Genomic DNA, 21,500 nt, shown 5'->3' with positions numbered 1-21,500 from the left:
CGTTCCGACGGTGGCGACGAAGCCCAGGACCAAGGCGGAGACCCTCGCATGGCTGCGCACCATCTCGGGTGAGCTCTCGACGCAGACGCTGAAGCGTCTGGAGGACACGCTGCCCTGGTACGGCGAGATGCCGCCGAGCCGACGCTCGGCGGTCGGCCTCGTCGCGCAGGCGGGCATCTCCTCGTTCATCGCCTGGTTCGACGACCCGCGGTCGACGCCGTGGATCGCGGCCGACGTGTTCGGGGCAGCGCCCCGGGAACTCCTCCGTTCGGTGAGCCTGCAGCAGACGCTGCAGCTCATCCGGGTGACGGTGGAGGTCGTCGAGGAGCGGGTCAAGGACGGCGGCGAGCCGCTCCGCGAGGCGATCCTGCTGTATTCGCGGGAGATCGCCTTCGCCGCGGCCGACGTGTACGCACGTGCCGCCGAGGCGCGCGGCCTCTGGGACGCGCGCCTCGAGGCGCTCGTCGTCGACTCGATCCTGTCGGGCGAGTACGACGACGAGCTGCCGAGCCGCATCGCCGCGCTCGGCTGGCACGGCCACGGCGAGGTCGCCGTGCTCGTCGGGACGGCGCCGAAGCTGTTCGACGTCGACCAGGTGCGCCGAGCGGCTCGGCACATGCACGCCGACGTGCTCATCGGCGTGCAGGGCAACCGGCTGGTCGTGGTGATCGGCCGAGCCGAACCGCGCGGCGGGGAGTCCGAAGAGTCGGTGGGCACTGCGCCCGCGCTGTCGTTCATCGAGATCGCGACCCAGCTGGAGTCCAACTTCGGCCCAGGGCATCTGGTCCTCGGACACGAGGTGCCGAACCTCGTCGACGCCTCGAAGAGCGCGAAGGCGGCGCTCGCCGGATTCGCCGTCGCCCGCTCGTGGCGGCACGCCCCGCGGCCGGTCCACGCCGACGACCTGCTGCCCGAGCGCGCGCTGGCCGGCGACCCGCTCGCCCGGGCGACGCTCGTGCACCGCATCTACCGTCCGCTGCAGGCGCACTCGACCGAGCTCCTCACGACGCTCTGGAGCTACCTCGACAACGGCCGGTCGCTCGAGGCGACCGCCCGCGAGCTGTTCGTGCACCCGAACACGGTGCGGTACCGCCTGAAGCGCGTCTCCGACGTGATCGGGTGGGATGCCACGGGCGCACGCGAGGCCCTGATCCTGCAATCGGCGCTCATCATCGGGTCGATGAGCGACCACGAGTCGGCGCCGCGCCGACGTCCGACGAACTGACGCGCAGTATGTGCGAGCGGGACAAGGGTACGGCGAATACCTTGTACGGGGTGCACACACATCGTCCGAGCGGGATTGGCAGACTGAGACGGTGATCGTCGTCGTCTGCCCTGGTCAGGGCTCCCAGACCCCCGGTTTCCTCGCACCCTGGCTCGCCGAGCCCACGTTCGCGGAGCGCCTCGCCGGGCTCTCCGAGGCCGCCGGCGTCGACCTCGCGCTGCACGGCACCGAGAGCGACGCCGAGACGATCCGCGACACCGCGATCGCCCAGCCGCTCATCGTCGCCGCCGGCATCCTCGCCTTCGACGCGCTGACGGCCGATGGTCGCGCCGCCCGCCTCGGCGGCGTCGCGGGCCACTCGGTCGGCGAGATCACGGCGGCCGCCGCCAGCGGCGTGCTGGGCGACGCCGACGCCATGCGCTTCGTCGGGGAGCGCGGGCGCGCGATGGCGGATGCCGCCGCACTGGTCGCCACGGGCATGAGCGCCGTCATCGGCGCCGACGAGGCCGACCTGCTCGCCCGCCTCGAGGCGCTCGGCCTCGAGCCCGCGAACTTCAACGGCGGCGGCCAGATCGTCGTCGCCGGCGCGCTCGACGCGCTCGAGCAGCTGAAGGCCGAGCCGCCCGCCGGCGCACGCGTCATCCCGCTGCAGGTCGCCGGTGCATTCCACACGCGATACATGCAGCCGGCACGCGAGCGCCTCGCCGAGGTGGCTGCCGGGTTCTCGCCGGCCGACCCCGAACTGACCCTCTGGACCAACCGCGACGGTTCGACCGTGGCATCCGGCGCCGCCTTCGTCGACCTGCTCGTCGGCCAGGTCGCGTCGCCCGTCCGCTGGGACCGCTGCATGGGCTCGTTCGCCGACGCCGGCGTGACGGGCATCATCGAGCTCGCCCCGGCCGGTGCGCTCGTCGGCCTCGCCAAGCGCGCGCTGAAGGGCGTGCCCACCGTCGCCGTCAAGACGCCCGACGACCTCCCCGCCGCGATCGAGCTCATCGAGCAGGCCGCCTGAACCCCGCTCCACACGACACGAGAGAACGCATGACGCACCCCACGCTCAGCCAGTCGACCGGTCCCGCCTACACCCGCCTCTACTCGGTGGGCGCCGCGCGCGGCGAGAACGCGGTCCCGAACGACGACCTCGTCGGTCCGATCGACTCCTCCGACGAGTGGATCCAACAGCGAACGGGCATCATCACCCGGGCACGAGCCGGAGCCGACGTGCTCGCGGTCGACCTGGCGACCGATGCCGCGCGCGAGGCGATCGAGCGGTCGGGCGTGCGGGCTGACGAGATCGACCTCGTGATCGTCGCCACCATCTCGAACGTGCAGCAGACGCCGTCGATCGCGGCCGTCGTCGCCGACCGGGTCGGCGCGAACCCCGCGGCCGCGTACGACATGAACGCCGCGTGCGCGGGCTACGCCTACGCGGTGGCGCAGGCCGATGCGCTGATCCGCGCCGGCGCCGCGCACTACGCGCTGGTCATCGGCGCCGAGAAGCTCTCCGACGTGGTCGACCCGACCGATCGCACGATCTCGTTCCTCCTCGGCGACGGCGCGGGCGCCGTCGTCGTCGGCCCGAGCGACGAGCCGGCGATCGCGCCGACCGTCTGGGGCTCCGACGGGTCGAAGGCGGGCGCCGTCGGCATGAACCACACGCTCGTGGAGTTCCGGGACGGCGCGACGGAATGGCCGACGCTCCGCCAGGAGGGCCAGACCGTCTTCCGCTGGGCGGTGTGGGACATGGCGAAGGTCGCGAAGCAGGCGCTGGATGCCGCGGGCATCACGGCCGACGACCTCGCCGCCTTCATCCCCCACCAGGCGAACATGCGCATCATCGACGAGTTCGCCAAGCAGCTGAAGCTGCCCGACACGGTCGTGATCGGCCGCGACATCGCGACGACCGGCAATACGTCCGCCGCCTCGATCCCGCTCGCGATGCACCGACTGCTCGACGAGCACCCCGACCTCTCCGGAGGCCTCGCCCTCCAGATCGGCTTCGGCGCCGGACTCGTGTTCGGAGCCCAAGTGGTGGTTCTGCCCTGAGCCGCCGACCCCCGTCCATCTAGACTGTGTCTCGGTCATACGAGACACACCCCTGCAAGGAGAAGAACCATGGCATCGACCCGCGAAGAAGTGCTTGCCGGCCTGGCGGAGCTGATCAACGACGAGACCGGCATCGCGACCGACACGGTCGAGCTCGACAAGTCGTTCACCGACGACCTCGACATCGACTCCATCTCGATGATGACGATCGTCGTCAACGCCGAGGAGAAGTTCGACGTCAAGATCCCCGACGAAGAGGTCAAGAACCTCAAGACCGTCGGGAACGCCGTCGACTTCATCGTCAACGCGCAGGCCTAGTGACGTGCGGACGGGCCGGCGTGCGCCGGCCCGTCCGTTCCGTTCGCACGCCCTTCGTTTCCCTCGCCCCATCGGAGTGACTTCGTATGACCAAGAAGATCGTGATCACGGGCATCGGTGCGACCACGCCGATCGGCGGCACCGCCCGTGACAGCTGGAAGGCCCTGCTCGCCGGCGAGTCCGGCGCGCGCACGCTCGAGCACGAGTGGGTCGGGCAGTACGACCTGCCCGTGACCTTCGCCGCGACGGCCAAGGTGCAGCCCGTCGACGTACTCGCACGCCACGAGATCAAGCGTCTCGACCCGTCGAGCCAGTTCGCCCTCATCGCCGGACGCGAGGCATGGGCGGATGCCGGTGCCCCCGAGGTGGCCCCGGAGCGACTCGCCATCGACTGGGCGACCGGCATCGGGGGCGTCTGGACGCTCCTCGACGCCTGGGACACCCTGCGCGAGCGAGGCCCCCGCCGCGTGCTGCCGATGACCGTTCCGATGCTCATGCCGAACGGCCCGGGCGCTGCGGTCGGCATGGACCTGCACGCGCGAGCCGGCATCCGGACCGTGGTGTCGGCCTGCGCCTCGAGCACCGAGTCGCTCGTGAACGCCTGGGAGCACCTGCAGGACGGCGTCGCCGACGTCGTCATCGCGGGCGGCTCCGAGGCGGCGATCCACCCGGTCACGATCGCGTCCTTCTCCTCGATGCAGGCGCTCTCGCGCCGCAACGACGACCCGGCGATCGCCTCGCGTCCGTACGACGTCGGTCGCGACGGCTTCGTCATGGGCGAGGGCGCGGCTGCGCTCGTGCTCGAGACCGAGGAGCACGCGAAGGCGCGCGGCGCGCGCATCTACGCCGAGCTGCTCGGCGGCGCCATCACGAGCGACGCGTACCACATCACGGCGCCCGACCCCGAGGGATCGGCCGCCGCGCGCGCGATGACGGCGGCGATCGAGGGTGCCGGCGCGAGCCTGGCCGATGTGCGGCACGTCAACGCCCACGCGACGAGCACGCCGGTCGGCGACATCGCCGAGTACAACGCGCTGCGCCGGGTCTTCGGCGACGCACTGGAGGACATCGCGGTGACCGCGACGAAGGCCTCGACCGGGCACCTGCTCGGCGGAGCCGGCGCGATCGAATCGATCTTCACGGTGCTCGCGCTCCACGAGCGCACCGCTCCCCCGACGATCAACCTCGACGACCAGGACCCGGAGATCCCGCTCGACGTGGTGACCTCGCCGCGATCGCTCGGCGAGGGCGACCTCATCGCCATCAGCAACTCGTTCGGCTTCGGCGGGCACAACGCGGTCGCCGCGTTCCGCGCCGTCTGACGAACAGCGGGTGCCGCGGCATCCGTCGCATGCATCGGGCCCCGATCGCCTCACGGCGTCGGGGCCCGATGCAGTCCACCGCCTGCGGTTTCGCTCGTACGCCTCCAGGACCTCGGTCGACCGGACGACGCGTCGCGCCACCGCGCGGTGCGCGTCAGCCCACGCGATGCAACCAGATCACCGGGGCGAAGTCGCTCGCGTGCCGGAACGGCTCGAGCTCGTCGTCCCACGCCTGGCCGAGCGCGAGCCTCAGCTCGCGATGCAGCTCGGCCGCGTCGAACGCGGCGACCTCCATCGCGTAGCGGATGCGGTCCTCGGGGATCACGACGTTGCCCGCCGTGTCGGTCTGCGCGTAGTACACGCCGAGTTCGGGAGTGTGCATCCAGCGGGCCCCGTCCGACTCGGCACCGGGATCCTCGCTCACCTCGAAGCGGAGCTGCTCCCAGCCGCGCAACGCGGATGCGATGCGGGCACCTACGCCGGGTTCGCCGGTCCATGCGAACTCGGTCCGGAGCGTTCCCGGAAGCACCGGCTGCTCGGTCCACTCGAAGTTCACCGGAGTGCCGAGTGCGCGACCGACGGCCCACTCGACGTGCGGGCTGACGGCCCGCGGGGACGAGTGCACGAACAGCACACCTCGCGCGGCGCGCTGGGCCCGCGTGACCTGTTCCGCCATCTCCTGCTCCGTTCCTCCTGAGGTGCGTCTTCCCCTACGACCTCTGGAACGAGCCTGGCGGCGGTGGCGTGTTCGGTTGTGACGAGCGAGTCGTCAGGTCGAGTATGCCGCGGTTCGCCCGGCCTGACAAGGAGAATCCGCGGCGATCCGCGGCGCAGGCGCTAAACTCCCTACTCGGTGAGTGATTCCATCCGATCCCGAGGAGGCGACGTGGCCGTCCGCGATGCACTGCTGGTGCTGCTCATGAACGGCCCCGCCTATGGCTTCCAACTGCACGGCGACTTGGCGGCTCGCACCGGCGGGCGCCGCCAGGTGAACGTGGGGCAGACGTACTCCACGCTCGATCGGCTGACGACGCAGGGCCTGGTCGAGCCGGCCGGGTCGACGGACGACGGACTCCCCCTGCACCGTCTCACGCCGGCCGGGCGGATCGCGGCCGATGCGTGGCTGGGCGGTGCCGACGGCGCGGGCGCCGATCCGTGGCACGAGAGCGTCGACCGCGTGCTCATCGCGGTGTCGATGCCGTCCATCGATGCTGGACCGGTGATCGAGGCGGAGCGGGAACGCTGGCGGCGCCGACGCGATGGCGCGACGGCGTCACCGACGACGGACGGCGGTCCAAGCGACGCCGACCCGCGCGCACGACTCGCAGCCGCCGCCACCAAGGCGGATGTCGCTCGCTCGGACACGATGCTGTCGTGGCTCGCCGTGATCGGGGCATCCGACCTCGACGCCGCGGCGTTCGCGCCGAGCGCCGAGCGCCCGAGGCGCGGCCGCCGGCCTACGCGATCGCCCCTCAGCGCCGTCGATCAGGCGTCGGCCGACGCGTAGCTCTCGGTCACGGCGAGGTCGAGCGGGAACTCCACGGGGGCTGCTCCGAACAGGAGGCGCCCCGCCTCCTCGGCCGCCTCGCGCACCGCATCGGCCACGGCGTCGGCCGTCTCGGACGGCGTGTGCACGATGAGCTCGTCGTGCAGGAAGTAGACGAGGTGGGGCGCGCGTTCGAAGACCGCGCCGGACGCCGCGGCGCGCGAGCGGCCCGTGCCGAGCTCGGCGAGCCGCGTGCGCACGCCGGCGAGCCAGCAGAGCGCCCACTCCGCGGCGGTGCCCTGCACCACGAAGTTGCGCGTGAACCGACCCCAGTCGCGAGCCGCCGACCGGGCGCGGCGCTCGTCGGCCGCCGTCGCATCGGGCTGCGATGCGGCCGCCTGCGCCTCGTGCCACGACAGGGGCGGCACCGGCGAGGACCTGCCGAGGAGCGTGGTCACCTGCCTGCCGGCCTCGCCGTCGCGCGCTGCGCGGTCCACCAGCGCCATCGCGCGCGGGTAGGCGCGCGCGAGCTGCGGCACGAGCCGGCCGCTGTCGCCGGTCGTCGCCCCGTACATCGCACCGAGCAGCGCGACCTTGGCCTCGTCACGGGTCGCGACCACCCCGGCGTCGACGATCGAGCGGTACATGTCGCGGCCACGGCCCGCCGCGGCCATCGCGGGGTCGCGCGCGAGTGCGGCGAGGACGCGGGGCTCGAGCTGGGCGGCATCCGCCACGACCAGGCTCCACCCGGGGTCGGCGACCACCGCCGCCCGCACGGCCTTCGGCAGCTGCAGGGCTCCCCCGCCTGAGGTCGCCCACCGACCCGTCGCGGTACCGCCCGCGACGTAGTCCGCGCGGAACCGCTCGTCGACCACCCACTCGTCGAGCCACGCCCAGCCGTTCGCCGAGAGAAGTCGCGCGAGCCGCTTGTACGCCAGGAGCGGGGCGACGGCGGGATGGTCGTGCTCGCGCAGCTCCCACTTCGCGGTCGAGTCGACCCCGATGCCCGCCGCGCGCAGGGCGCGCAGGAGGTCGACCTGGGAGTCGAGGCGGAGCGATGGGGCCTCGAGTTCGCGACGCACGCGCGCGGCGAGCTCGTCCATCCGAGCGGGCTTGCGCCCCAGCGGTGGACGCGGGCCGAGGGCCTCCTCGAGCACGCGCTCGTGCACCGCGCGTCGCCACGGCAGGCCGGCGCGGCGGAGCTCGGCGGCGACGAGGGCGCCCGCGGATTCGGCGGCGAGCAGCAGCCGCATCGCCGAGGGCCGGTCGGATGCCTCAGCGAGGGCCGTCTGGCGATCGTGCTCGACGACGAGGTCGGCGGCGGACGGCGACGCCGCCTGCTCCGCCCCGGATTCGGGTTCGACCTCGAACAGCGCCGGGCCGCGATCGACGGACGCCACCGGCGCCGCGGCGACGCGGGCCGCCTCGGCGGGTCCGACCGGCAACCAGCGGGGACGGTCGCGGACGACTGACCCGGCCCCGGCGGTCGCGGTCGACGACGCCAGGATCGCCCCGCACAGGCGCAGGTCGTGGCACCGGCCCACGCGCACGCCTGCGTCGAGGAGCGCGGGCGCCCACTCGCGCGTGTCGCGCCAGACCCACCGCGGCGCGGCCTCCGCCTCGAGCCGCGCGACCTCGAGCGCCACATCGGCTTCATCGCGCTCGAGGTGCAGGCCCCCGTCGGGGTCGAGGAACTCCACGCGCCCCGCGCTCGTCCTCGCGATCGCGATCCGCACACGTCGATTCTGCTCCGCACCGCCGACACCGGCCTGCCGACGGCCGCGCGCGGGGCAGTCGGTGGACCGCCGCCGGCCACGGCCGCGCGGGGCGTGTCGGTGGCATCCGCGAGCATGTGGGCATGGGCGGACGGCGGGTGACATGGTCGCGGTGAGGTTCGGGTGCGGGCACGGCGCCGATGCCGACGATGCGGCCGCGGTCGCGCTGCGGCGCGCCTGCCCGGTCTGCATGCTCGTGCACGAGACGCAGCGCAGCCGCGGAGAGCTCCTCGGCCGGGTGGCTCCCGCGCAGCGACGTCGGCTCGCCGCCGAGACGCGGATCGGCGCCGAGTACGACTGGAACTGCGCCCGCGGCCACGACCGCTACCGCGCGAGCGTGATGGAGGTGCTCACCGGCACCGGCTGCGCGAAGTGCCGTGCGAACGCCGCGGCGCCCGGTGCGGCTCGTGAGGCGGGCATGCCCTTCATGAAGCACGGCCTCCGGGTCGGCACGTCGATGACGGAGCAGCGGCTCAGGGTGCTGCTCGGCGAGCGGATCCGGCTCCACCATCGCGCCAACGCGGTGCGGACCGCGCGGATGTTCCACGGCCGCCAGGAGGTCTGGCCCGACATCCTCGTGGCCGAGCTGCGCGTCGCGATCGAGTACGACGATCCGGGGCGGTCGGGGCGCGCGCACCGGGGGCTGAAGGAGGGCTCCGACGTCGAGAAGGACGAGGCGCTTCGCGAGGTCGGGTGGGAGGTCATCCGCATCCGCGGCGGCGGCCTGGCGCCGCTCGGGCCGTACAGCATCCCCTGCCGTGGCGTCACCGGGGCGGTCGCCGACGAGGTCGTGCGGCTCCTGCGCACGATCCGCGGTGACGAAGCGGTCGACGCCCTGCTCGTCAGGCCCGCGGCCGCCTCGTGAGGCTGGCGTGCCGGCGATCCCGGCCGCGGGGGTGAGGACCGTCTTCGCTTGACCGAGGCGGAGGCATCGTCGGCTCGATCGCGCTTGACACGGGTAATGATGCTAGTACCATTAGCACCAAAGCAAGGTGTCCTGATGACCACCACGACCCCGCTCCCGTCACCGCCGTCGACTTCGTCCGAGCCGAACGATTCCGAACTGCGCACGCCGACGGCTCGCGCCATCCTCGACGAGTCCGCGCCGCGCGCACCGGTCGAGGTGCTGATCGAGGAAGCCAGACATCGCGCACGACGCCGCCGACAGGTCATCGGCACGGTCGCGATCGTGGCCGTGGCCGCCGCGGCGATCGCCCTCACCGCAGCACTCGACGGCGCCGGCACGCCCGACGATCGAAGCACGGCACTCAGCGGCCCAGTCAGCGAGACGGCACTCGGGATCTTCCAGCCGATACGCGGTCGCATCGTCTGGGCCGCAGGCCATGAGCTGCGCGCCGTCGACCCCGCCGATCCGACCGACATCGAACGGGTGGCGCTCCCCGACGACGTGGACCCCAAGGCGATGGTGTCCGGCTGGTCGGCCGACGGAACCCGACTCGCCCTCACCTCCGAAGACGCCGGGAAGCTCTACGTCCTCGACGCCAGAGGCAGGCTGACCGCGGCCGGATCGACGCAGGGATGCTGCACGTTCGTCTCCGCCGCCTGGCTCTCCCCGGACGGCAGGTCCGCCTTCGAGTTCGTCGCGCCGGGTCGCCTCCAGCTCCGCGAGGTCAGCGGTCTCACCGAACCGCGCGTGATCGCCGTCGATCCGGCGCTCGGGGCCGCGGAGGGTCCGTCAGCGCCGACACACGCGTGGTCGCCCGACGGGTCCAGCATCGCGATCGTCGTGGCCGACGACGTCGACACGGAACCTCAGCCGACGTCCGTCCACGTCGTCGATCTCGTGACGGGCGTGAACCGAGCGGTGCTCGGCCCGGAACTCGGCCTTATCAGGCACCTGACGTGGTCGCCGAGCGGCGGTCAGCTCCTCGTCGTCGCCGGACCGTGGTTCGAGGTGACGGGCAAGGCGATGGTGAATCCGCACCTCGGTCCGTTGGAGATGGGCCTCTACCTGGTCGACGCGGATCCCGGCCCGGTCGGGCCCGCGCCGGCCCCCGAGCCCATCGCCTCGGGCCACTTCATCGCGGCCGCGTGGTCCCCCGACGGCGAGCGCATCGCCGCCATCGACCACGCCACGCCGGGCGTCCACAGCCTCGTCACCATGAACCGGGACGGCTCGGGCGCACGGCGGATCGTCCCGGACCTCGGCACCCGCGACTGGACCGGACTGGCGTGGCACCCGACGCCGAGCGAGCCTCGATAGCTCCATCGCCCCGCTCGTTCAGCCGGCTTCCGATGCGCGTGCGATGCCGTGCGACCGCGCGATCGCCGCGGCCTCGGTGCGGCTCGCGGCGCCGAGCTTCCGCAGGATCGCCGACACGTGCACCGACACGGTCTTCGTGCTGATGAACAGCCGCTCGCCGATCTGCCGGTTGGAGAGGCCGTCAGCGACGAGTTCGAGCACCTGTCGCTCGCGGGCGGTCAACTCGTCGCCACCGCCCGCGCGATCCCCGGTGAGCCGACCGCGTGCGGCGACCTCGTGCGCCATCCGCTCGACGAGATGCGCGCCGACCTCCGCCGCAGCCGCACGAGCGGCGTCGAGGCTCAGTTCGGCCGCCGCACGGTCGCCGGACTCGAGCTCCGCCACCGCTCGCTGCACGAGCGCGTAGCCGGCGAGGTGGCGCCATCCCCGTCCCGAACCGAGCAACTCGGCTGCACGACCGAACCTCGTCGCACGCTCGGCGGGATCGTCCGCGATCTCGGCCTCGCAGAGCTCACGCCACGCCTCGCCTGGCTCCCACGCCTCGAACTCGCCGATCGCCGAGCGGATCGCCGCCGTCGTCCTCGAGGGCTCCAATCCGCGACGCCGCATGGCGGCGTGCGCGCGGGCGGCGAAGGCCAGCAGCCGCATCCGGTCGGTGGGCCGCTCGGTCCGGCCGTCCCACAGCAGTGGCTCGACCGCGGCCCAGGCCTGCTCGGGTTCATCGAGCGCGAGATGGAGCTCGCACTGGTCGCGAACCCAGCCGAACTCGATCTGGCGGTCGATTCGGGCCAGCTCCGCGTGGCGCTCGCGGATCTGGGCCATGAACTCGCGGGCGTCGTCGAGGGCGTCCGACCAGATCATCGGCTCGAGCTTCAGGTCCTCGAGGCCGAGGCGGAACACGAGCGGCGTCTCGTAGCGCAGGGCCCGGTCGACCAGGGTCCGCGCGCGATCCCAGTCGCCGAGCGCGATGAGCGGCTCGATCGCGTTGGTCGCGAGGATGGCTCCGACGTTCCCCTCCTCGCCGCGGCGACGCGCCTCGTCGAGCGCCTCCTGCGCGACCTCGAGCGCGTCGTGGTAGCGACCGAGCTTGATCAGCGTGTCGGACCGGTTGATCGCAAGGCGCACCCGGGCATCCCAGTCGTCTCCGGCGTACTCGCGCGCCCGCTCGAAGAGCTCGAGGGCGCGGGCGACTTCCTCCGGCCCGGCGTCGTCGAGGTCGGCCATCGATGTCGCCGCGATGTTGGCCGCGATCGAGGCGGCGCGCCGCCCGTCCTCGCCGGCCGCGAGTCCGTCCGCGACGGCGAGCATACCCTGGTCGATCGCCTGGCGGAGGTCGCCGGCCAGCATCCGTCGAGCGGCGAGCTCGGAGCGCACGCGGGCCCGGACGGCCAGGGCCCGGGCCTCCTCGCGGTCGGCCACGAGTCCGAGCGCCTCGAGGAGCACGTCGGCGGCGCCCGGCATCCCCATCAGGCCCATGCCGAGCGCCTTCTCGAACATCAGGTCCGCCCGTTCGACGGGATCTCCCGGATCCGCCAGCGAGATCCGGAGGTCGGCCAGGGCGACGGAGCGCTCCATGTCCCCTGCGCGACGATGCGCCCGCGCGGTCCGGCCCGCCATCCCGGCGCGGTCGACGCCCGCGCGCTCCTCGGGCCGGTCGACGAGTTCCCACAGGTCGAGGCACCGCTCCCCCATGGCGGCCGCCGTCGTGAGCGCGTAGCTCGCCGACGCCTCCTGCATCGCGGCGACCGCCGCATCGAAGGCCTCCGGGAAGCGTCGCGCGGCCAGCCAGTGCGTCGACACCTCGACGGAGAGGCCCGGACGAGCAGCGCCCGCCTCCAGCACGCGGGCGTAGGTCGCATGGTGACGCGCCCGCTCGCCGGGAAGCAGTTCGGCCTCGACGACCTCACGGACGAGCGCGTGCCGGAACGCGTAGCCCGAGTCGTCGGCGACGACGAGACCCACCTCGACGGCCTCGCGCATGGCGGCGTCCAGGTCGATCGGGTCACCGCCGTACACCTGCTCGAGCAGGTCGTGCTCGGCCCGTGCACCGCCGACGGCCATGAGTCGCAGGACGGCGCGGGTGGGGGCGGAGGCGCGCTCGTAGCGCGCGGCGAGCAGGTCGCTCAGCCGTCGCGGGAGCGCACCGTCCGTGCCCGCCCCGAGCAGTTCCTCGACGAAGAACGGCACGCCGCCGCTGCGTTCGAAGAGCTCCTCGGCATCCGATGCGGCCGCCGACGTCGCGACCATCCGCGACACCTCGTCGCGGGACAGTCGCGGCAGCTCGAGCTCCGAGACCCTGCGGAGCCGCTCGAGCTCGGCGAGGTCCTCCCTGAGTCGATGGCGTCGTGGCAGTTCCGCGGTTCGTGCGGTCATGACGAGCATGACCCTGCCGTCGTGGAGCATGCGCGCGAAGTACCGCAGCAACTGCATGGTCGGTGCATCCGCCCAGTGCACGTCCTCGACGACGACCACGACGGGGTCGAGGTCCGAGACGCGCTCGACCATCCGGGTGAACTCGTCGTGCAGCCGCCCGACGCGCAGGTCCGCCTCCGGCACACCCCCGCCGATCTCCGAAGGGAGCAGCGGCGCGAGCGTGTCGAGCGCCGCGCCGGCGGCGGTGCGCACGGCGTCCGCTCCGGCGAGGTCGACGATCGAGCGCATCACCGCGCGGATCGGGATGAACGGCGCCCCGTCATCCCCGAGCTCGACGCACTGGCCGCGCGCGACCAGCGCGTCGGCGTCGACGAGGCGGAGGAACTCCTCGACCAATCGCGTCTTGCCGATGCCGGCCTCGCCGCCGATCACGACGACGGATGGATCGCCATCGCGGGAGCGCACGTACGCCGCTCGGAGCGCGTGCATCTCGGGCTCGCGTCCGATCATGGCTGCCGTGGGGACGCCACTCATCGGAGCCATTGTCCCATCGGGCGCCGCGATCCGTCCGTGCCCCGCGCGGGGGTGATCGGTCGGCCGGGCGCGGCCGGCGGCCTAGTGTGGGACGCATGTCCCACTCCCCCGCGGTCCGCCCCGGCGCCCCCGAGCGGCTCGCGCGCATGATCAGGCTCGAGACGGTCTCCGCCGAACTCGACCGGCGCGGCCTCGCCGACTTCGATCGCTTCCGCCACCTGCTGGCCGAGCTGTACCCGCTCGTCCACGAGCACCTCGCGTTCGAGCGCGTGACCGACCTCGGGCTGCTCTACCGATGGCGGGGTCGGGGCGACGGCGACCCCGTCGTGCTGATGGCGCACTTCGATGTCGTCCCGGCGGACGCGGCCGACGGATGGACGTTCCCACCCTTCGACGGGCGCATCCACGACGGGTCGGTGTGGGGTCGGGGCAGCCTCGACGACAAGGGACCGCTGCTGGTGCTGCTCGAGGCCGTCGAGAACCTGCTCGCCGAGGGATTCGTCCCCGCCCGCGACGTCTACCTCTCGTTCGGCGGCAACGAGGAATCGTACGGCGGCGCCGCGATCGCCGCCGCCGAGCTCCTGCGCGAGCGGGGCGTCATCCCCTGGCTCGTGCTCGACGAGGGCGGCGCCGTCGTCGACGCACCACTGCCGTTCCTGAAGGTGCCCGCTGCGATGGTCGGCGTCGGCGAGAAGGGCGTCATGACCGTGCGCCTGCGGGCGCGCGGCGAGGGCGGGCACGCCTCGGCGCCGCCTCGTCTGACCGCGGCGGGTCGGATCGCCCGAGCGGTCGCGCGACTCTCCCCCAACCCGTTCCCCAAGCGGATGCCGCGGTCGATGCGCTCGATGCTCCAGACCTTCACTCCGCACGCGAGGGGCGGCGCCCGCCTGCTCCTCCGCCTGCTGACCGCGTTCCCCCGGCTCACCGCGCACGTGTTCGCGCGGCTCGGCGGCGAACCCGCCGCGCTCGTGCAGACCACGGTCGCACCGACGATGCTCGGCGGCGGCTCGGCGGCGAACGTACTGCCCGCCGAGGCGTCCGCGACGATCAACCTGCGGGTGGCCATCGGCGAGGACGTGGCCTCCGTCGTCCGGCGCCTGCGCCGCGTCATCCGCGACCGTCACGTCGTCGTCGACGTGCTCGAGGGCGATGACCCCTCGCCCGAGTCACCGGTGGACGCCCCGCAGTTCCGTGCGATCGCCGACGCGGTCGCGGTCTCGTACCCCGACGCGATCACGGCACCGTACCTGATGATGGCGGCGACCGACTCGCGCCACTTCCACCGGTTCGCGCCGGCGGTCTACCGCTTCGCGCCGCTCGCGATGACCGCGAGCCAGCGCGCCTCCATCCACGGGGTCGACGAGCGCGTGGCCATCGACAGCCTCGAACGGGGCGAGCGGTTCCACCGTGCGCTCATCCGTTCGTTGCCGGAATGAGGCATCCGACGCACTAGGGTGAATCCACCCTCGGATCCGCCCCCGGATCGGCCCCTGCACCACCCCGCCCCTGCTCCACGACCCACCCGAAGGACCCGCAATGAAGCGCGCTGCGAAACTCGGACCCGTCGCCGCGATCGTCGGCTTCCTCGCCTTCGTCGAGTTCACGAGCGGCATCATCCAGGGCTACTACACGCCACTGCTGACCGACATCGCCCGCCACCTCGGCGTGCACGACGCCGACGTGAACTGGCTCGAGGGCTCGCAGCTCATGCTCTCCGCGCTCGTGGTGCCGGCGTTCGCGAAGCTCGGCGACATGGTGGGCCACAAGCGGATGCTGGTCTGGTCGACCGCGATCACGGCCATCGCGTCCACGGCCCTCGCGTTCACCGACGTCTTCTGGGTGTTCCTCGTCGCATGGGCGCTGCAGGGCTTCTACGTGGTCTGGCTCCCGCTCGAGATCGCCCTGGTCTGGTCGCGCAGCCGGTCGGCCGACCGACCCGCGGCGATGACGCGACGGGCGGCCGGGCTCCTCGTCGCGGCGCTCGAGCTCGGCGCCATCGCCGGCGCGCTCTCCGCCGGCGCCCTCGCGGAGGCGCTGCCGATGCGCGTGCTGCTGCTGGTGCCGGCGGTCGCCGTCATCGCATGCTTCTTCGTGATCCTGTTCGGCGTGAAGGAGTCGCCCGACCTCACGGGCGGCACGCTCGACACCGGCGGTCTCGTGCTCATCTCGCTGTCGCTCATCGCGCTCACGGGCGGTCTCAGCTTCATGCGCCTGAACGGCCCGGGCGACCTGCTCTCGTGGTCGCTCGTCGCGCTCGGCCTGCTGCTCGTCGTGCCCTTCGTGCGCTACGAGCTGCGGCATCCGGACCCGCTCATCGACGTGCGCATGTTCCGCTCGCCGACGCTGTGGCCGGTCTTCCTCACCGCCGGCCTCTTCGGCGTCAGCGTGCTCGGCGCGCAGGCTCCGCTCTCGACGTTCGCCAGGACGGATGCCGCGACCTACGGCTACGGCCTCGGCGCGACGAGCTTCCAGACCTCACTGCTGATCGGCTCGTACGTGCTCTCGCTCGTGGTCGGCGCCATGCTGTTCCCGTTCGTCACGCGCTGGCTGTCGCCGCGCGTGGCGCTCATCGGGGCGAGCACGCTGGTCTCGGTCGGCTACCTGCTCTTCCTGCCGTTCCACGATGCGTACTGGCAGGCGCTCACGAACATGATCATCGCGGGTATCGGCTCCGGTGCGCTGGTGGCGGCACTCCCGGCGGCAGCCGCGGCCGCGGCCCCGCAGCAGCAGACGGGCGTCGCGACCGGCCTCACGAACTCGGTGAAGACCGTGGGCGGGGCGATCGCATCATGCGTGTTCGGCATCGCGCTGCTCGGCGCGGCGGGCGAGGCCGCCACCGGCACCGCCGGGAGCTTCGCCGGCTACGTGACCGTCTGGCTCGTCTGCGGCCTGACCGCAGCGGTCGCCGCCGTCGTGCTCGCCTTCGTGCCGAAGCTCGCGTTCTCCGACGCCCCCGAGGTGGAGGCGGCCGCGGTCCGCTGACGCATCGCCGCGGCATCCGTCGACGGCAGGCCATTCTCCCCTCTTACTTACACATAGCGGGTTATGTGTTGATAAACTTCCCTCATGGTGTCAGATGCGGTGCCGGATGTCGCGAGCCTCCGGATCGAGATCCCTCCGGTCGCCCCCGAGCCCCGCGAGTGGCGACCACGGAATCCGGCGGGTTTCTCCAACGCCGAGGTCCGCCGCCAAACGGGCCCATACTTCTCCGCGCGGACGGCGAGCATCGCTGAATGGTCGCCCAGACTCTCGGGAATCGACACGGCCGATATCGAGGAGGCCGCTCTGGCGCTCGCCGACTTCGACCGGTATGCCCTCATCCGCCTCGGTGCGGAGCATCCGGCACTCGGACCGATGTCGGCGATCCTGCTCCGCACCGAGAGCGCCTCGAGCAGTCAGATCGAGCATCTGACCGCCTCGGCCCGACAGCTCGCCCTCGCCGAGATCGAGGAGGGGGATCGCGCGAACGCCTCCACCGTGATCGGCAACGTCCGGGCGATGGAGGCGGCGATCGCGCTGTCCGAGCATCTCGACGCCGACAGCATCCTGGCGATGCATCGCGAACTCCTCCGACGTCAGGTCGGGCTCGAAGACCACGCCGGAACCTTCCGGACCGAGCTCGTCTGGATCGGCGGTCGCGACAACGCCGGCCCGCGCGGTGCGGACTACATCGCGCCGCAACCGGAGCGGATTCCGGCCGCGATCGACGATCTCGTCGCCTTCGCCGGGCGCGTCGACCTGCCCGCGCTCCTGCAGATCGCCGTCGCGCATGCCCAGTTCGAGTCAATCCACCCGTTCGTCGACGGCAACGGCCGCACCGGCCGCGCACTCGCCCAGGCCATGCTGCGCAACAAGGGCCTCGCCACGCACACCACGGTGCCGCTCTCGGCCGGGCTGCTCGTCGACGTGGGCCGATACTTCGAGGCGCTCCGGGCCTTCCGCGACGGCGACGCGGGCCCGATCGCGCACAGCTTCGCCGACGCATCCCGCTATGCGGCGACCTCCGGGCGTGCCCTGGTCGACGCGCTCGCCGACCAGCTCGAGGTCTCCCGGCAGAAGCTCGCCGGCGTCAGGTCGGTTTCGAAGGCGTGGGCGCTTCTCCCTCGCCTGATCGCGCAGCCGATCGTCAACAGCCGGTACCTCACCCGTGAGCTCGGCTTCAACGACGTCACCGCCAAGCGCACGATCGAGACCCTCGTCGATCGCGGCATCCTCGTCGAGCGTTCCGGGCGGGCGCGCAATCGGATCTGGCAGCACACAGGCATCCTCGACGCGCTCGACGACTACGCCGCGGAGATCCGCCGCTCGACGCGTCATCGCTGAACCGGGTGTCGCGGCGGCGCCTCCTCGCGGTCGACGCGAAGGTCGCTCCGTTCGGGGCGAGTCCGGCCCGACCCCGCGCACGAAGGTCGTTCGGCCCGGTGCGCGATCCGGTCGACCGGCAGGCTGGGACGCATGACCTCGGACTCGCCGGAGATCCCGCGCCATGCGCCGCGACCGCGTGAGCCGCGCGGTCCCGCGGCGCGACGATTCGGCTTCGCGGTCGCGGTGTTCGTGAACCTGCTGCTGATCTACCTGGGCAACGTCTGGCCGGGGTGGCAGGTGCTCCCGTTCCTCACTGCCGAGACCGCCGAGGTCCTCCCCTGGATCAACGCCTCCCTCGCGACCGGCGTTCTCGTCAACCTCATCGACCTCGTCTTCGACCGGGCGTGGCTGAAGGCGCTCGGCGACGTCGCGACGACCAGCGTCGGCCTCGTCGCCACGATCCGGCTCTGGGCGGTCTTCCCCTTCGACTTCGGCGCCTCGACCTTCCCGTGGGAGATCGTCGTGCGCACGCTCCTCATCCTCGCGATCGTGGGATCCGCGATCGGCATCGTCGCGGCGGGCGTCGCGTTCGTGCGCGCCCTGGTCAGAGGGCCGGATGCCGCGGCTCGCCGCTCCTGACGGCAGGCGATCCACCGCAGGATCCCGGCTCGACGAGGTGGTCGACGTCGCCGCGCCACCCCGTGCGACTCAGCCCTCCTCGATCTCGCGCAGCGCGCGTGATCGCTCTTCGGTGAGCGAACCGATGACCCCGTTGCGCTTGGCCTCGGTGATCCACTTGCCCGCCGTCTGCGCGTCGACCCCGTGCAACGCCGCAATGGCCTCGCGTGGTGTCAGCCCCGCGAGCACCGCCTTTCGGTAGAGCCGCCCCACCTCGGCGTCGAATTCCTCGGACCCGCCGCGGGGACGCCGCAGGGGTCGCTCGGACGTGAACGCCTCCAGCCAGCGCGCATCGACCTCGGGCGAGTTCATGCCTGCGGCCTCGACCGCGTCGGCCCATCCGATGCCGCGCAGCAGGTCGCCGGTCAGGCGCACGCCCTCCGGCGCGATCACGGTCATCGTGCGTCCGTCATCGCCGAACTCGATCGTCCAGCCCGGAAGCAGCGATGGGTGCTCGGTGATCCTACGCATCTTCGGCATGAGATGTTCCTCTCGTAGCGGCTTGGAGGCTTCGCATACCAGAAGTACTCAGGCGTGTGGTGGTTCGTCAACCATCGCCGACCCCCATTTCTGGTGTGAATCTGCACGCCACCGCCCTCCCTCGTCGTGTCGACGGGGCATCCCGTGTCCCCGGTGCGTGCGACGATCCGCGTGACGGATGATCGGCGGGAGGACGGGATGCGGGGCGAGGCGACCGTGCTGCACGCCGATCTCGATGCGTTCTACGCCTCGGTCGAGCAGCGCGACGCGCCCGAGCTGCGCGGCCGGCCGGTCATCGTCGGCGGCGGGGTGGTGCTGGCGGCGAGCTACGAGGCGAAGGCCCGCGGGGTGCGCACCGCGATGGGCGGCCGGCAGGCTCGTGACCTCTGCCCGGATGCGGTCGTCGTCCCGCCGCGGATGGAGGCGTACTCGGAGGCCAGTCGAGCCGTGTTCGCGATCTTCCGCGACACGACGCCGTTCGTCGAGGGACTCTCCATCGACGAGGCGTTCCTGGAGGTCGGCGGCCTTCGGCGCATCGCGGGCACGCCCGAGCACATCGCGATTCGATTGCGCGAGCGGGTCCGTGCGGAGGTCGGGCTGGCCATCTCGGTCGGGATCGCGCGGACCAAGTTCCTCGCGAAGGTCGCGAGCGCGGTGAGCAAGCCCGACGGGCTCCTGGTCGTCGAGCCCGAGCGGGAGTCCGCATTCCTCCTCCCATTGCCGGTGGAACGGCTGTGGGGCGTCGGGGCGGTCACTGCGGAGAAGCTGCACCGCCTCGGCATCCGCACCGTCGGACAACTGGCGGAGCTCGAAGCCGCGACCGCGGAGCGACTGCTGGGCCGGGCGGCGGGTGCGCACCTGCACGCGCTGGCACGGCTCCGAGATCCGCGCCCGGTCGACACCACGCACCGCCGGGGGTCCATCGGCTCGCAACGCGCGCTCGGCAATCGCCCCCGTACGGCCGACGAACTCGACCTCATCCTGACCCAGATCATCGACCGACTCGCCCGCCGGCTCCGCGACGGCGACCGGGGGTGCCGCACGGTCGTGCTGCGACTCCGCTACGGCGACTTCGCGAGGGCCACCCGATCTCGCACCCTCCGTTCCGCGACCGACCGCACCGCGGTCCTGCTCGCCATCGCGCGGGAACTGCTCGCCGCCGCCCTGCCCGAGATCGCCGAGCGCGGCATCACCCTCCTCGGCGTCTCGTTCTCGCATCTGGCGCGCGGCGATCGCCTCCAGCCCGAGCTGCCGATCGACTGGGACGAGGGCGAGCGCCTCGACACGGTGCTCGACGCCGTCCGCGATCGCTTCGGCGCGACCTCCGTCGCCCGTGCTGCGCAGCTCGGTCGCGATCCGGGCTGGTCGGCGCCGATGCTGCCCGAACACGAGTGAGTCGTGCCCACTCGTCGGGGTGCCCCATCCGGGCCCGCCCGCCGCCGCCTCAGACGCTGAACCCCCACTCGCCGGCGGCGATGATCGGCTCCTCGCTGCCGTCGTCGAGCACGCCGAACACGCTCAGCTCGGGGGAACCGAGCACGAAATCGACGTGGACCGAGCTGCGGTTGAGGCCGACTTCGAGCCGCTCGTCGGGGCTCAGGGCGTCGGCGCCGTCGTAGCAGGACGCATACGACTGTCCGAGGGCGATGTGGCACGCGTCGTTCTCGTCGTAGAGGATGTTCCTCCACACCAGGTGCTCGGCGGCCACCGCGCCCGACTGCGGCACCATCGCGGCCTCGCCGAAGCGCACGGCTCCCTCGTCGCTGCCGAGGATCGCCCGCAGCGTCGCCTCGCCGACGCCGGCATGCGAACCGACGACCTTCCCCTCCGAGAGTTCGAACGAGAAGTCCTCGATGAGGTCGCCGAAGTAGCTCAGCGGCTTCGTCGCGCGGACCGTGCCCTGCGCCCTCATCCGGTGCGGGGAGGTGAACACCTCCTCGGTCGGCAGGTTGGGTGCGAAGCGCTTCCCGGCGGGGGTCGTCAGGCCGCCGCCGCCCCAGCGAGCGCGATCCGTCATGCCCAGTACGAGGTCGGTCCCGGGGCCCTCGTAGCGCAGCCGGCGGTAGTCGCGGGAGTCCAGGTGCGCGGCCCGCGCCTCCAGGTCCGCGATGTGCGCGCGCCACCCGGCGACCGGATCCGGCGTGTCGATGCGGGTGGCGCGCAGGATCGCCTGCCACAGGCGCTCCTCCGCCTCCTCGGCGTCATCGTCGGGGAACACGCTCGACACCCACGCGGGGATCGGCACCCCGATGACCGTCCAGGGCACGTGCCCGATGCCCATCGCCTCCATCTGAGGGCGGAGGTACTCCATCTCACGGCGGTTCTGCTGCTGCACGAGAGCCTGGTCGACCCCGGCGAACTTGGCCGGGTCGGCCGCGTGGATGCGCAGGAACGAGGCGCCGGCCTCGAAGTCGGCGAGGCGGAACAGGGCGCTCCCCGGCAGCGCGCCGGCGGCGTCGGCCGAGCCGTGGGTGAACCGCGACCGATCGACCGCATCGTCGAACCAGAGCACGTCGGCCGAGATCGCCCCGGCATCGTAGGCGGCCTCGACCACCATCCGCGCGAACTCGGGTCGCACGACGGGCGCCGAGATGAGCACCCGATCGCCGGGCTCCACCCCCAGCCCCACCTCGATCGCGACGCGCGCGTAGTCCCGCAGTTGCCCTTCACTCGGCATGGTGGCCTCCCGGTCGGTGCCTCCACCGTGGCACATCGCCGGCGCGATCGCCTCCTG

General features: G+C 72.4%; 18 protein-coding genes. 13 read left to right on the top strand and 5 right to left on the bottom strand.

Annotated features, from left to right (window positions below):
• The first annotated feature begins 10 nt into the window (after window positions 1–10).
• From ACSJD1_RS14230 to ACSJD1_RS14210, 5 genes are all read left to right on the top strand, one after another.
• A complete protein-coding gene (locus ACSJD1_RS14230) occupies window positions 11–1,225 on the top strand; it encodes a PucR family transcriptional regulator (RefSeq protein ID WP_438855941.1) in 1,215 nt (404 codons plus the stop codon).
• 91 nt (window positions 1,226–1,316) lie between these two features.
• Window positions 1,317–2,237, top strand: a complete 921-nt coding sequence (locus tag ACSJD1_RS14225) for an ACP S-malonyltransferase (RefSeq protein WP_438855940.1) — start codon at window positions 1,317–1,319, stop codon at window positions 2,235–2,237.
• Between the two features lie 29 nt (window positions 2,238–2,266).
• Entirely contained in the window at window positions 2,267–3,271 is a 1,005-nt protein-coding gene (locus tag ACSJD1_RS14220; protein ID WP_438855939.1) for a beta-ketoacyl-ACP synthase III, read from the top strand.
• Window positions 3,272–3,340: 69 nt separating this feature from the next.
• Window positions 3,341–3,589: an acyl carrier protein gene (locus ACSJD1_RS14215; protein WP_438855938.1), complete on the top strand. Its 249-nt coding sequence runs from the start codon at window positions 3,341–3,343 to the stop codon at window positions 3,587–3,589.
• Window positions 3,590–3,675: 86 nt separating this feature from the next.
• Entirely contained in the window at window positions 3,676–4,911 is a 1,236-nt protein-coding gene (locus ACSJD1_RS14210; protein ID WP_438855937.1) for a beta-ketoacyl-[acyl-carrier-protein] synthase family protein, read from the top strand.
• A 154-nt stretch (window positions 4,912–5,065) separates the two neighbouring features.
• Here the strand turns inward: ACSJD1_RS14210 and ACSJD1_RS14205 are convergent, their stop codons facing one another.
• A complete protein-coding gene (locus ACSJD1_RS14205; protein ID WP_438855936.1) occupies window positions 5,066–5,587 on the bottom strand; it encodes a DUF3145 domain-containing protein in 522 nt (173 codons plus the stop codon).
• A gap of 210 nt (window positions 5,588–5,797) precedes the next feature.
• Here ACSJD1_RS14205 and ACSJD1_RS14200 point away from each other — a divergent pair, with 210 nt between their 5' ends.
• Entirely contained in the window at window positions 5,798–6,418 is a 621-nt protein-coding gene (locus ACSJD1_RS14200; RefSeq protein ID WP_438855935.1) for a PadR family transcriptional regulator, read from the top strand.
• Here the strand turns inward: ACSJD1_RS14200 and ACSJD1_RS14195 are convergent.
• Window positions 6,397–8,133 (bottom strand): bifunctional 3'-5' exonuclease/DNA polymerase, encoded by a 1,737-nt coding sequence (locus ACSJD1_RS14195; protein WP_438855934.1) that lies wholly within the window; start codon window positions 8,131–8,133, stop codon window positions 6,397–6,399. The two genes, ACSJD1_RS14200 and ACSJD1_RS14195, sit on opposite strands and share 22 nt — an antisense overlap.
• A gap of 142 nt (window positions 8,134–8,275) precedes the next feature.
• On the opposite strand from ACSJD1_RS14195, the gene ACSJD1_RS14190 reads away from it, so the two are divergent.
• Both ACSJD1_RS14190 and ACSJD1_RS14185 read left to right on the top strand, forming a co-directional pair.
• Window positions 8,276–9,037: a hypothetical protein gene (locus ACSJD1_RS14190; protein WP_438855933.1), complete on the top strand. Its 762-nt coding sequence runs from the start codon at window positions 8,276–8,278 to the stop codon at window positions 9,035–9,037.
• A gap of 135 nt (window positions 9,038–9,172) precedes the next feature.
• A complete protein-coding gene (locus tag ACSJD1_RS14185) occupies window positions 9,173–10,396 on the top strand; it encodes a TolB family protein (RefSeq protein ID WP_438855932.1) in 1,224 nt (407 codons plus the stop codon).
• Between the two features lie 18 nt (window positions 10,397–10,414).
• Here ACSJD1_RS14185 and ACSJD1_RS14180 read toward each other — a convergent pair whose 3' ends face one another.
• Window positions 10,415–13,303 carry a helix-turn-helix transcriptional regulator gene (locus ACSJD1_RS14180; RefSeq protein WP_438855931.1) on the bottom strand — a complete coding sequence of 963 codons (2,889 nt, stop codon included), beginning with the start codon at window positions 13,301–13,303 and terminating at the stop codon, window positions 10,415–10,417.
• A gap of 95 nt (window positions 13,304–13,398) precedes the next feature.
• On the opposite strand from ACSJD1_RS14180, the gene ACSJD1_RS14175 reads away from it, so the two are divergent.
• The 4 genes from ACSJD1_RS14175 to ACSJD1_RS14160 all read left to right on the top strand — a co-directional run bounded on the left by ACSJD1_RS14175 (window position 13,399) and on the right by ACSJD1_RS14160 (window position 18,247).
• Window positions 13,399–14,739: a M20/M25/M40 family metallo-hydrolase gene (locus ACSJD1_RS14175; protein ID WP_438855930.1), complete on the top strand. Its 1,341-nt coding sequence runs from the start codon at window positions 13,399–13,401 to the stop codon at window positions 14,737–14,739.
• Between the two features lie 100 nt (window positions 14,740–14,839).
• Window positions 14,840–16,285, top strand: a complete 1,446-nt coding sequence (locus tag ACSJD1_RS14170) for an MFS transporter (protein WP_438855929.1) — start codon at window positions 14,840–14,842, stop codon at window positions 16,283–16,285.
• 84 nt (window positions 16,286–16,369) lie between these two features.
• Complete coding sequence (locus ACSJD1_RS14165) at window positions 16,370–17,626, top strand: Fic family protein (RefSeq protein WP_438855928.1); 1,257 nt, start codon at window positions 16,370–16,372, stop codon at window positions 17,624–17,626.
• Window positions 17,627–17,758: 132 nt separating this feature from the next.
• Complete coding sequence (locus ACSJD1_RS14160; RefSeq protein ID WP_438855927.1) at window positions 17,759–18,247, top strand: hypothetical protein; 489 nt, start codon at window positions 17,759–17,761, stop codon at window positions 18,245–18,247.
• Window positions 18,248–18,316: 69 nt separating this feature from the next.
• Here ACSJD1_RS14160 and ACSJD1_RS14155 read toward each other — a convergent pair whose 3' ends face one another.
• Window positions 18,317–18,766 carry a hypothetical protein gene (locus ACSJD1_RS14155; RefSeq protein WP_438855926.1) on the bottom strand — a complete coding sequence of 150 codons (450 nt, stop codon included), beginning with the start codon at window positions 18,764–18,766 and terminating at the stop codon, window positions 18,317–18,319.
• 198 nt (window positions 18,767–18,964) lie between these two features.
• Between ACSJD1_RS14155 and dinB the strand changes: the two genes are divergently transcribed.
• Window positions 18,965–20,161, top strand: a complete 1,197-nt coding sequence (gene dinB, locus ACSJD1_RS14150; protein ID WP_438856043.1) for a DNA polymerase IV — start codon at window positions 18,965–18,967, stop codon at window positions 20,159–20,161.
• Window positions 20,162–20,210: 49 nt separating this feature from the next.
• On the opposite strand, the gene ACSJD1_RS14145 is transcribed toward dinB, so the two are convergent.
• Entirely contained in the window at window positions 20,211–21,443 is a 1,233-nt protein-coding gene (locus ACSJD1_RS14145; RefSeq protein WP_438855925.1) for an aminopeptidase, read from the bottom strand.
• Window positions 21,444–21,500: the final 57 nt, after the last annotated feature.

Origin of the sequence: Agromyces excoecariae (genome assembly GCF_051715505.1) — a bacterium.
Lineage (GTDB): Bacteria > Actinomycetota > Actinomycetes > Actinomycetales > Microbacteriaceae > Agromyces.
Note: the sequence above shows the minus strand (reverse complement) of the source record. Positions and strands in the feature narration are given on the sequence as shown.